Origin of the sequence: Carboxylicivirga fragile, from assembly GCF_050589805.1 — a bacterium.
Classification (GTDB): Bacteria; Bacteroidota; Bacteroidia; order Bacteroidales; family Marinilabiliaceae; genus Carboxylicivirga; species Carboxylicivirga fragile.
The window spans coordinates 1-12,325 of record NZ_JBNGOY010000001.1; the positions used below are offsets into that span (position 1 = coordinate 1).

9 protein-coding genes are annotated in these 12,325 nt (G+C 37.2%); 7 read left to right on the forward strand and 2 right to left on the reverse strand.

Features of this window, described 5'->3' with window-relative positions; translation table 11 throughout:
• The first annotated feature begins 201 nt into the window (after positions 1-201).
• The 3 genes from ACRD7B_RS00005 to lgt all read left to right on the forward strand — a co-directional run bounded on the left by ACRD7B_RS00005 (position 202) and on the right by lgt (position 4,933).
• The gene (locus tag ACRD7B_RS00005) at positions 202-651 is read left to right on the forward strand and encodes a hypothetical protein (RefSeq protein ID WP_430822370.1); all 450 of its coding nucleotides are present in this window, start codon (positions 202-204) and stop codon (positions 649-651) included.
• 143 nt (positions 652-794) lie between these two features.
• Complete coding sequence (gene secA, locus ACRD7B_RS00010) at positions 795-4,052, forward strand: preprotein translocase subunit SecA (protein ID WP_430822371.1); 3,258 nt, start codon at positions 795-797, stop codon at positions 4,050-4,052.
• 89 nt (positions 4,053-4,141) lie between these two features.
• Positions 4,142-4,933, forward strand: a complete 792-nt coding sequence (gene lgt, locus ACRD7B_RS00015; protein WP_430822372.1) for a prolipoprotein diacylglyceryl transferase — start codon at positions 4,142-4,144, stop codon at positions 4,931-4,933.
• Between the two features lie 60 nt (positions 4,934-4,993).
• Here lgt and ACRD7B_RS00020 read toward each other — a convergent pair whose 3' ends face one another.
• Together ACRD7B_RS00020 and ACRD7B_RS00025 are read right to left on the reverse strand one after the other, a co-directional pair.
• Positions 4,994-5,797 carry a SagB/ThcOx family dehydrogenase gene (locus ACRD7B_RS00020; RefSeq protein WP_430822373.1) on the reverse strand — a complete coding sequence of 268 codons (804 nt, stop codon included), beginning with the start codon at positions 5,795-5,797 and terminating at the stop codon, positions 4,994-4,996.
• A 7-nt stretch (positions 5,798-5,804) separates the two neighbouring features.
• Positions 5,805-6,965, reverse strand: a complete 1,161-nt coding sequence (locus tag ACRD7B_RS00025; RefSeq protein WP_430822374.1) for an FMN-binding protein — start codon at positions 6,963-6,965, stop codon at positions 5,805-5,807.
• A gap of 154 nt (positions 6,966-7,119) precedes the next feature.
• On the opposite strand from ACRD7B_RS00025, the gene ACRD7B_RS00030 reads away from it, so the two are divergent.
• From ACRD7B_RS00030 to ACRD7B_RS00045, 4 genes are all read left to right on the forward strand, one after another.
• Positions 7,120-8,397 carry an MFS transporter gene (locus tag ACRD7B_RS00030; protein ID WP_430822375.1) on the forward strand — a complete coding sequence of 426 codons (1,278 nt, stop codon included), beginning with the start codon at positions 7,120-7,122 and terminating at the stop codon, positions 8,395-8,397.
• A 260-nt stretch (positions 8,398-8,657) separates the two neighbouring features.
• Complete coding sequence (locus ACRD7B_RS00035) at positions 8,658-9,761, forward strand: lactonase family protein (RefSeq protein ID WP_430822376.1); 1,104 nt, start codon at positions 8,658-8,660, stop codon at positions 9,759-9,761.
• Positions 9,762-10,053: 292 nt separating this feature from the next.
• The gene (locus ACRD7B_RS00040) at positions 10,054-11,517 is read left to right on the forward strand and encodes a DUF5687 family protein (RefSeq protein WP_430822377.1); all 1,464 of its coding nucleotides are present in this window, start codon (positions 10,054-10,056) and stop codon (positions 11,515-11,517) included.
• Between the two features lie 4 nt (positions 11,518-11,521).
• On the forward strand, positions 11,522-12,211 hold the full coding sequence (locus ACRD7B_RS00045; protein WP_430822378.1) for an ATP-binding cassette domain-containing protein: 690 nt from the start codon (positions 11,522-11,524) through the stop codon (positions 12,209-12,211).
• The last annotated feature ends 114 nt before the right edge of the window (positions 12,212-12,325 follow it).

A 12,325-nucleotide genomic window follows, 5' to 3' on the forward strand; every position in this document is an offset into this window, starting at 1 on the left:
GAAAATCACCATTTTGGTTTTTCTCCAAAATGGATGAGATACTATATCGCTATGCATTTGGGCTTAATTTTTATTTCAAATGCATAGATTGGGTTTAAGGCAAGATTGGATGACAATTAAGCACTCTTGTCGTTGACAAAAAGAGGGCTTCTTTTTCTTTATTAAAAATCTTTTGTCATCTTTACGCTTCGTAATAAAAATATGAATCAACGATCAGCCATAGAAACGCATTATTTGAAATTATTAGGGGTAACCTTAGTATTTTCAGCTGCGTGTATTGGTAATAGTTCACAAAAGGATAATTCATCGTTTGCCATTAACGAGGTAAGGGAGATTATTCTAGATCAGATTCAGCATTTGGGGGTTAGTAATTATTCCGATGTCATTGATTGGGAGCTAGCGCTCGGTGATGTGCCATCGGTTGATGTTAACTGCCAAAGTTTTGGCTTGACTACCTCAGTTATAGATGTTGTTCAAGTTTCAAACGCTAAAATAAAGCAGCTCTATAGCTTATTAGAAGAACCGATTCATTTGCATCATTCCTTGAAAGAAAATGCGTCGGGTATTCAGTTTAATAGTGTCTGTTATTTAGATAGTTATTCTTCATTATCTAATCCTTCACGTGCAGGTCCTTCTGCTTGTTTTATTTAAAACAATAAGTAATTACTTATTGTACATTTTTCGATTAAAGCTCTCATCGCGGAGCAAAGTTTACACAGTATATAAAAAGACTACATATTATGGCATTAGCTAAGTTTTTCTCTAAAATTATAGGGAATAAATCTGACAGGGATATGAAGGAGGTACAACCTTTGGTAAATAAAATCAAAGAGGCTTATCCATCTATCGAGAAATTAAGTAACGATGAATTACGTCAGAAAACACTTGATCTTAAGGATCAAATAAAGGGATCTATTAAGTCTGATGAAGAGCGAATCGCATCTTTAAAGGCACAGATTGAAGAAGGCAAAGTTGCAGTTGCGGATCGCGAAAAGATATATGACGAGATTGATAAAATTGAAAAGGACATTGTTGGTAAACTTGAAGCGGCTTTAACCAAAGCATTACCAGAAGCTTTCTCGATTGTAAAAGATACGGCTCGACGATTCACTGAGAATGACACCATTGAAGTGCTGGCATCCGAAAGTGATAGAGATTTATCTGCCTCGAAAGATTTTGTTGCTATTGAGGGTGATAAAGCGATTTATCAAACATCATGGTTGGCTGGCGGTACTGAGGTTTCGTGGGATATGATTCACTACGATGTTCAGCTATTTGGTGGTGTTGTACTGCATAACGGTAAAATTGCTGAGATGGCAACTGGTGAGGGTAAAACACTTGTTGCAACCTTGCCTGTATTCCTAAATGCTCTTGCAGGCAAAGGAGTTCATGTGGTTACCGTTAATGATTACCTGGCCAAGCGTGACTCGGAGTGGATGGGGCCAATCTACCAATTCCATGGTCTGTCAGTAGACTGTATTGATAAGCATCAGCCAAACTCTACGGAAAGACGAGCCGCATATCAGGCAGACATTACATTTGGTACCAATAACGAATTTGGTTTTGATTATCTGCGCGATAACATGGCCATCTCACCAGACGACTTGGTGCAACGTGTACATAACTATGCCATCGTCGATGAAGTCGATTCGGTTTTAATTGATGATGCTCGTACGCCTTTAATTATTTCTGGTCCGGTACCTAAGGGTGATGATCAGTTATTCTCGGAGTTGAAGCCGAAAATTGAAAAGGTAGTTGATGCTCAAAAGAGTTTGGTTACAAAAGTATTGGCCGAGGCCAAGCAAAAGCTGAAGTCAAGTGATAAAAAGGAGCAAGAAGAAGGTTCTTTGTTATTGTTACGTGCTTTTAAAGGTTTGCCTAAGAATAAAGCGATCATTAAGTTTTTGAGTGAGGTTGGTGTTAAAGCCGGCATGCTTAAAACGGAGAATTTCTACATGCAGGAGAATAGTAAGAATATGCATGTGGTGACTGATCCTTTGTTTTTTGTGATCGATGAAAAAAACAATTCCATTGAATTAACCGAAAAAGGTTTGGATTTAATTACTGGTTCAGGTGATGATCCAGAATTCTTTATTTTACCTGATGTTGGTTCAGATATTGCAATCCTTGAGAAATCAGACTTACCTGAGGCAGAAAAGCTGAAGAAAAAGGATGAGTTTTTACAGAATTTCTCCATTAAGTCGGAACGTGTTCATACCATTAACCAGTTATTGAAGGCATATACCTTGTTCGAAAAGGATGTGGAGTATGTGTTGATGGATAACAAGGTTAAGATTGTAGATGAGCAGACTGGTCGTATCATGGAAGGTCGTCGTTATTCGGATGGCTTACACCAGGCGATTGAGGCTAAGGAGAAAGTGACCGTTGAAGCGGCTACTCAAACATACGCTACCATTACCTTGCAGAATTATTTCCGTATGTACCACAAGTTATCTGGAATGACTGGTACTGCCGAAACAGAAGCAGGTGAATTATGGGATATCTACGAATTGGATGTGGTGGTTATTCCTACCAATCGTCCGATTGTTCGTAAGGACATGGAAGATATCGTGTATAAAACCAAGCGTGAAAAATACAATGCCGTAGGCGAGGAGATCATCCGTTTGGTTGAGGCAGGTCGTCCGGTGTTGGTAGGTACTACTTCGGTTGAAGTGTCGGAGTTGCTAAGTCGTACACTAAAGATACGTGGTATTAAACACAATGTACTGAATGCGAAGTTGCACCAGCGTGAAGCTGATATTGTAGCTGACGCAGGTACAGCTGGTGTTGTTACTATTGCAACCAATATGGCTGGTCGTGGTACCGATATTAAATTATCGAAAGAAGTAAAAGATGCAGGTGGTTTAGCCATTGTAGGTACCGAGCGTCACGAGTCACGTCGTGTTGATAGACAGTTACGTGGTCGTGCAGGTCGTCAGGGAGATCCGGGTTCGTCTCAGTTCTTCGTGTCCTTGGAAGATGATTTAATGCGTTTGTTTGGATCTGATCGTATTGTGAAATACATGGATCGTCTTGGATTAGAAGATGGCGAGATGATTCAGCACAGCATGATTACCAAATCCATTGAGCGTGCTCAGAAGAAAGTGGAAGAGAATAACTTCGGTATTCGTAAGCGTTTGCTTGAATATGATGATGTTATGAACTCGCAACGAGAGGTGATTTATACCAAACGTCGCCATGCCTTATACGGTGAGCGTATTCAGCTTGATATTTCGAACATGGTGGCTGATACCTGTGCTGACATTGTTGGAGAGTATCAAGAAAGCGGAGATTACGAAGGCTTTAAGTTAGAATTGATTCGTGTATTCTCATCTGAATCACCATTTGAAGAGGAAGAATTCTTGAAAGGCCGTGCTGATGATCTTTCAGAGCAGTTATTTGCGAAAATGTGGGATGCCTACCTGCGTAAAGGTGAGATAATTGCCAAACAAGCCAATCCTGTTATTAAGGATGTATACGAAACAAAAGCTGAGCTTTATAAGAACATTGTGGTGCCTATTAGTGATGGACAAAAGGTTTATCAGATTACTACAAATCTTAAAAAAGCTTACGATAGTGAATCAGTTGAATTGGTTCGTTCATTTGAGAAGAGTGCGATGTTGATTACCATTGATGATGCCTGGAAGGAGCATTTACGTGAATTGGATGATTTGCGTCAAGCGGTTCAGAATGCTTCGTACGAGCAAAAAGATCCATTATTGATTTATAAATTTGAGTCATTTGGCTTGTTTAAAACAATGATTGGCTTAAATAATAAATCGGTGGTTTCATTGCTGGCCAAAGGCCATATTCCTATTCAGAATGCGGATGGTGTGCAAGAGGCGCAGGAGCGTAAACGACAAGATTATAGTCGTATGAAAGCTCGTAAGGATGAATTCTCGCGTGGTGGAGCTCCGGGAGCACCTGGTGAAGGGCCTAAAAAGCCAGAACGTATCGAGCCAGTTCGTGTAGAGAAGAAAGTTGGTAGAAACGAACCTTGTCCATGTGGTAGTGGTAAGAAATACAAACAATGCCACGGTAAAGAACTTTAATTTTAGATATAAGACATAAGTATCAAGACAAAAGATCGACTAGATGATTGTCTTGATACTTGATACTAAATTCTTGATACTATATTACTATGTTATTAAACTATATCAATTGGAATGTCGATCCTGAAATATTTAGTTTTGGATTTATATCAGTACGCTATTACGGCTTATTTTTTGCCATTGGTTTTATGTTGGGATATTACATCCTAGAAAAGATGTTTAAATCGGAAAACCTGCAGCAAGAGTGGTTGGATAAATTATTCATGTATGTGGTTATTTCTACAGTGGTTGGTGCTCGACTAGGGCATGTTATCTTTTATGGATGGGATTACTATTCGAAAAACCTAGGTGATATCATTAAGATTTGGGAAGGCGGTTTGGCTAGTCATGGAGGAGCCATTGGAATTATAACGGCCATCTATTTCTATTCGAAGTATGTTACTCGTAAAAACATGTTATGGACGCTTGATCGCTTAGCAGTTCCAGTTGCTTTAGCAGCTATGTTCATTCGCTTGGGTAATCTTATGAACTCGGAGATATACGGTCATGTAACAGATTTACCATGGGGTTTTATCTTTGAGCGTATGGGTGAGACAGAAGCCAAGCATCCAACACAGATATACGAAGCACTTTGTTACTTGCTTACCTTTGTTGTATTGTTTTTTAGTTATTGGAGAACCAAGGCTAAGGATATGCAAGGTTTGTTATTTGGAATTTACCTAATTGGTATTTTTGTGTCGCGCTTCTTCATTGAATTTGTTAAAGAAGATCAGGAAGCATGGGAAGCAACTATGACGCTTAATATGGGTCAGTGGTTGAGCATTCCATTTATTCTGGTGGGGGTATATTTGATTTTTAATGCGTTAAGGAAAAAAATATAACAAGACCTATTTGTAGTTTAAAGGCCGAAATCGTTATGACTTCGGCCTTTTGTTTATGGATTATTCTTCAGCCTTTTCGTTATAATAACCAATAGGCAGAATATAGAGAGGCTCTTCTTCTGTTGGAAGGTTTATGATGTTGCTAACTTCTTCATCATTAAAAGCCCCAATTGCGCAAGTCCCAAGTCCTAAACTTTGTACCTGCAAGTATACATTTTCGGCTGAGTGTCCCAGATCCATGCATACGTATCGTTCTCGGCCACGATCACCATATTTGGAGGTACACCTTTCAAAGATGGCTGAATATAAAAGAACTGCTGGTGCTTCTTGAATCATTAGTTGATCATATGAAGCAATACATAATTCGTGCCTTAAATCTGCTGAATTTAGTTTTAATAGTTTGTGTCCATTTGGAAGAAATTTATACAACCCCTTTTTTAATCCATCTACATTGCCAATTAGAACATATATATCTAACGGATATCTTGCACCAGCTGAAGGTGCTGTTTTTAAGCCGCCTCTAAGAAATTCAGGCTCTTCTATAGCTTGAGTTATGCCATATGCCGACCAAAGTACTTGAGATAATTGTTGGGCTGTTATGGCCTGAGAGCGATAATCGCGTTGAGATCTTCTGTTTAACATGCTTTCTTCCACTGAAATATTGCTTGTAAACTCTGGAGTTGGTAATTGATAAGTTTTATCATCGAGTTTTTCAAGCTTTTTGCTTGCTTGTGTATTCGTATTTGCACTAGCCTTGCTTTCGGCAATAACTTCAACCTGATTACTCGGAATGCGAAAAATTAGGATTATAATAACCGAAATTAAAAGTAGGTTCATTAATTCACTAAATCGAAGTTTCTTCATGATTGTATTATTTTTTACGTAATAGTTCTAGAGTAAATCCTGTTGGGCATAGATATTTGCACCATGGTTTATTTATGATTGTTGAAAATAAGAGAATGCAAACAAAGAAGAAGAGCATGATGGTTGAGGCAATGTTGAACCTAAAAGCAATAAAGGGTTCCGTTTTTGATAGATCAAGACTCCATCCTGTGAGTAGTGTACCCATTATTATTAGAAAATAAACCTTCCTTATTAATTTTAGAGTATTGCTACTTCGATTTCCAATATTCACTTTCTTATTCGGTAATTTGTAACACAATTCTTGTATGGAGCCCATAGGGCATATATGCTGACAATAAATGTTCTTATTAGTAATAATTGGAATTAAGATGCTTATAGCCAAAATGATAAGCCAAATTAACTGATTTTCAGTGTTTATTCCATTAATAAGTCCATTATACAAGGAGGTTTGGGTCAACATTGTACTTGACCAGAAACCAAAAACTATTACGTTTAATCCTAGTAATAATAACCTATATTTCCTGAATTTAAGAGGTGAAAAAAAGCTAAGCAAAGCGAGCACTAAAAGGCAAATCTGAATAATATATTGAAATAGATTCTTGCTTCGCCATTGATTACTTTGATGTGGTAAATCTAATTCTAACAATCTATTCATACCTTCAATCGTGTTGTGTAAGTTCTTTGATATGGCATCGGAGGTTTGTGTAGCACCGCTTATTGCATCAATATTGAACTTTGTAATCTCTAGAATTGAGATGTTGTTCCATGAGTCGAAAAAATTTCGTTTTCTTAATATTTCTACAAAATCACCCGTTTCTTTATTTGGTAGAACAATAATACCCTTGATAACAAATGAAGTATCCATTGCAACAATAATCGGAACTTTGCCATTGTAACCTCTTACGTAAGGCGAATAATAGGCAGAGTGCCCTAAGTAACCCAATGTCTGATCTTTATGGTTAGCAACATGAAATGCGCCATATGATTGAATGGAAGTAGTCTTGGGGAATACTTTTTTCGCTTGATCAATTGTAATATCGTAGCTTTCTTTTTGCTCAAAATCAAAAAATGTATTGCCAAATATTCGATTTTGGATTAAGGCAATTGCAAATAAGAACAAAAGAGGGAATAATAGAATATAGATTGTTTTAATGGGATGATACTTCATAGTAGTACTGTATCAGAATATTACATTGGCGCATACAAGATACTTAATTAAAAGGCTTTATGCAATTGCCTAATTAAAGTATACCGACCTATGGATTGGACGAGAACATCGTTTCTTCCTTAAATTAATTACTTTTGCAAGCTTAAATTACTTCATGCGAATATTCGATAACTTAAATAAAGCAGAGGCAAAAACCTTTCGTTTGCACCTTTTCTATAGTTTGATGGAAGGCATTGCTAATGGTGCTTTAATACTTAATGAGTTTATTTTCATTAAGTCATTGAAAGGTTCCAATGTGCAATTGGCTTTTCTATTTCAGTTTAGCATGGTGGTGTTTTTGTTTGCTATGCTGGCCAATGAAGTCATGCGTCGTTATACGAATCGAAAGCTCTTATTGCGTATTACAAGTATTGTTACGCGTTTGCCTTTGCTAGGATTTGCTTTCTTTCCAAATGTAACTGGAGAAGGAATAGAGCCCATTTATCATTACTTATTCCTTGGGGTCTTTCTTTTGTTCTATACCTCTAAAATTGCGGTCATACCTTCCATCAATCAATATTTAAAGGGAAATTATCGTCACGAGAATTTTGGACGCTTATTTGGGTACGCCACCACAGTGAATAAGATATGTATAATGACTTCCACTTTTGTTGTAGGCTTGTTATTAGATTTTAACCCAAATTCTTATAAATGGTTTTATCCATTAGTTGGTGTCTTGGGGATTATCTCGGTATTTCAGCTTACCAAAATGGATTTTGTTCAGAAAGCAGAACTTGTGACAACACCAATTTGGCATACACTAAGTTCTTCATTTAAAAGGATATTTGCTATCCTAAAAGAGAATAAACCCTTTCGTCATCTCGAGTATGGTTTTATGTTGTATGGTTTCGCCTGGATGAGTACGCATGCGGTGATTACCATTTTTTATAAGGAAGCATTGGATTTAAACTATTCTTCGGTAGCCTTTTATAACAATGCCTTTAACCTCGTTGCCATTGCCTTTCTGCCTCTTTTTGGTAAGTTAATTGGTAATCGCGACCCGCGCCGTTTTGGCATCATTACTTTTGGTGCCTTGTTGTTGTTTATCTTCTTTACTGGCGCTACGGAGTATTATCCTTATTTTACCGAAATATTGGGTATTAAGGTCTACTATGTATTGTTAATTGCTATTTTCTTCAACGGTATTTTTATGGGCAGTATGCCTATTTTATGGGGCATTGGTAGTAGTTATTTCTGTAAGTCAAACGAGGCTGCCGATTACCAATCAGTCCATATGTTTTTAACGGGTGTTAGAGCTATGTTTGCCCCAATTATTGGTATTCAACTTTACGAGATGTATGGCTTTAGTATGACTTATCTAATTGGCATTGCATTGTTGGTAATAGCCATTGCGCTAATGATTTATTCAGAGAAGTTCTTTCCAAAGAAGTGAGCTTATTTGAATGTTGGTAATGGGGAATTGATGATAGAAAATACCTCTGCAATAAGCATACTGATTCGCTGAGTTTTATAATCAAACGCAGAATGACTTTGTGCTCTTTGTGAAAAAGCTCTTTGTGTCCCTTTGTGGTAAAAATAACCACTAAGAACACAAAGGTTCTCACTAAGGCGCACAAAGAAAAGCATTATTTTAAGTATGATTGTAAAAGCTTATATTTAAACGTTCATTGTTAAACCATAAATATTCGATTGATGAGATTTTTAACTATAGCACTTGTACTCTTTCTGTTTGTAGCTTGTCAGGTGGAAAAGAAAACAGAAAACAAACCGTCTTACCAATTCTATTTGGGTACCTACACCGATGGTGATGCACAGGGTATTTATAAGTGCAGTATGACATCGGATGGTGTGATTAAGGAGATTAGAGTAGTAGCCAAAAGTAATAACCCTTCATTTTTGGCCTTTGATGCGGATAAGAAACATCTGCTTGCTGTCAACGAAGTTAGTCAGAATGGTGTGGGTACGGTGGAAGCTTATCGGATAAAGAAAGATACGCTGGAGTATATAAGTAAATCGAGTAGTGGAGGAGCTCACCCTTGTCATATATCGCTTAGTAAAGATGGAATAGTAGCTGTTTCGAATTACAGCGGCGGAAATATTGGCTGGTTGCGCATTGGACAAGATGGCAAATTGTCTGAATTATTACATCTTAGCCAGCATAATAATGCGGATGATACAAGTGTGTTATCACATGCGCATTCAGCCTGGTTTTTGGAAGGAAGTCAAGAGGTGATGGCCGTAGATTTGGGAACGGATGAGCTTTGGCAATACAGTTTTGCATTAAATGACGATTCGTTAAATGTTACCTTGCTAAATAAACATAGTTTGGCGAAAGGAGCAGGGCCACGCCATATGGCAGAGCACCCTAATGGAAAATATTTGTATGTGATAAATGAATTGAGCAATTCGATAACAACACTTAATAAGAATGAACGGGGAGAATGGCAAATAGGTGCTTCTATATCAACCTTACCTGCCGATTTTGACGGAGAGAGTTATTGTGCCGATGTTCGCATTAGTGCTGATGGGCGCTTTCTTTACGGCTCAAATCGTGGACATAATAGTATAGTGATATTTAGCATCGCTAATGATGGTAGCTTGAAGTTGCTTGCACATGAATCTGTTCGCGGCGATCACCCTCGTAATTTTTCACTCACACCCGATGGAGAGCTCTTGTTAGTTGCCAATAAAAACACGAATAATATCGTGTCATTTAAGCGAGATAAAACATCCGGTTTGCTTGAACTTGCTAGTGAAATCAAAACACCATCTCCGGTATGTATACTGTTTGAGTAATTTTTACTCGTGAATGAAAAGTACCTACTCGGGAGTCGTAAGTACATGCTCTTGTATCGTAAGTACGCACTCGAAAGCCTCAAGTACATGCTTTTGGGTGTTGAGTACGCAGTCTGGAGTTAAAAGTGCGTACTCGAGAGTTGTAAGTACTTACTTCGGTGCCATAAGTACAGACTTGCTAGGGTAAGTACCCCGGGGCGCGACTTTTAGCAAGCTGCCAGTAGTCGCACTCCGGGTATAGAATATAGAGTCGTTTCATTAAAAATTACTTAACCTAAACCTTATAAATAGAATGTTACAGTTATTTAAGCATCAATTAAGAGAACAGATGCGTTCTGCTTTATGGCAGAAAAGCTTGGTGATAAATATATTCCTTGCCATACTTGCAGTCTACTTTTGTTTAAACTTTATTGCTATTGGCTTATTTGCCGATAAATATATTCTTGAGTTTTACCCCAAAGGTGATGTTGTCGAGGTTTTTACCCGCATGTTATTTTATTATTTCACGTTAGATTTGATATTCAGATTCCTGTTTCAGCCAATTCCAAAATTAGCGATTCAGCCCTACCTAACATTACCCATTAAGAAAGCTAAGCTCTTGCGATATCCCATATTAAAGAGCAGTTTTAGTTTTTTTAATATAATGGCGCTGTTAATGTTTTTGCCATTTTACTTTAAAACGGTACTGAGTGCCAATAGTCCTGGTTTTAGTTTCATTTGGATAGTTACTGTATTGGTGTTGGTAGCTACCAATAATTACCTTAATTTTTCGCTCAAAAAGTATTTTTCAAAGAAACCTCTGCTAATATTTCTTTTTCTCTTATTAATTGTAGTATTACTTTATCTCGATTATTTGAAAGTGCTTTCCTTGTCCGATTACTTTTTATACGCGTTTTACTTTGTGTGCAATTCACCAATTCTTGTTGTTATACCACTTGCCATTATGTTGCTAAGTTATTTTGGGGCGTATCTGATGCTGAAAAAAAATGCATACATCGAGGATGTTGGAGTTAATAAATCAAGAGCGACAAATAGCTTTTCTTTCTTAGATAAATATGGAGAAATAGGGCAGTTATTGCGATTAGAGATTAAATTAATCTTCCGTAATAAGCGACCAAAATCACTTTTTTATACAAGTTGTTTCTTTTTATTGTATGGTTTTATGTTTTATGCTAACGATACCTGGGAAGGCTCATTTATGTACAGTCTCTGTGCTATTTTCCTAACTTCAAATTTGGCGCTATTTCATGGTCAATATATGTATATGTGGGACAGTTCTTTTTTTGATGTGTATTTGGCAAATAATGTGTCCACATACAATTATATTAAGGCAAAGTATCTTTTGCTGAGCATCGGATGTGTAATATGTTTTGTACTGACCTTGCCTTACATATTCTTCGATTACCAAATTGCCTACTTACACCTTGCATTTGTTTTGTACAATGTGGGTGTGTCAACTGTTCTGATGTTGTATATAGGTACTTATAATAAGTCATTTATCGATTTAGGTAAAGGACAGTTTATGAATTACGAAGGAACTGGTGCAGCTCAATTCTTGTTAATGCTGCCTATAATGGGCTTTCCCTTTGTTATATATCAGTTTCTTAAGTTGATTGATCTACTCGATTTTTATTACCTGATAATAGGAGCAATTGGGGTTCTAGCAATTGTATTTCATAATCAGCTCTTGCAATTGGTGCTTAATCAATTTGAAAAAAGAAAGAGTATAATGGCAGTTGAATTTAGAAAAAAATAAAACCATGATAGAATTATTTGATCTACAAAAAGTATATGGCGAAAAGATTGCCTTGTCGGTTGATGCTTTAAAAATTAATAGTAATGAGTGCGTTGGTTTGGTGGGTAATAACGGAGCCGGAAAAACAACGATGCTGAGTTTGGTACTTGATTTAATAAAGGCCGACAAGGGATATGTCACATCAAAGTCGGTGAAAGTGTCGGGTAGTGATACATGGAAGACTTATACTGGTTCATTTTTAGATGAGCGATTTTTGATTCCATTTTTATCGCCCCAGGAGTATTTAGAATTTATAGCCAGCTTGCATGGCAGAAATAAGTCGGATGTAGAAGTCTTTTTGCAGGAAAATGAACGCTTCTTTAATCATGAAGATTTCACGGGGAAGTATATTCGTGAATTATCTGCAGGAAATAAAAACAAAGTTGGGATTTTAGCAGCCATTTTATTTAAACCGGAAATCCTGATTCTTGATGAGCCATTTTCAAACCTGGATCCAAGTTCCCAAGCCTGGTTAAAAATAAAACTTAAAGGATTGCAGGAGGCGGGAACTACTTTGTTAATTTCAAGCCATGACTTAAACCATGTAACAGAAGTTTGTAATCGAATTATTCTTTTGGAAGAGGGAGGCGTTAAAAAAGATATTTATACAAAAGCCGAAACACTTCCTGAGCTAGAGGCTTATTTTAACGTGTAAGTTATGGAGCGGCTCTATTACCTTCCGGGGTGCGATTTTTTACAAGCTGTGAGTAGTCGCACTCCGGGTAATGCACTATGGAGTGGCTCTCTTTTATAAACTGCCAATTAAAAG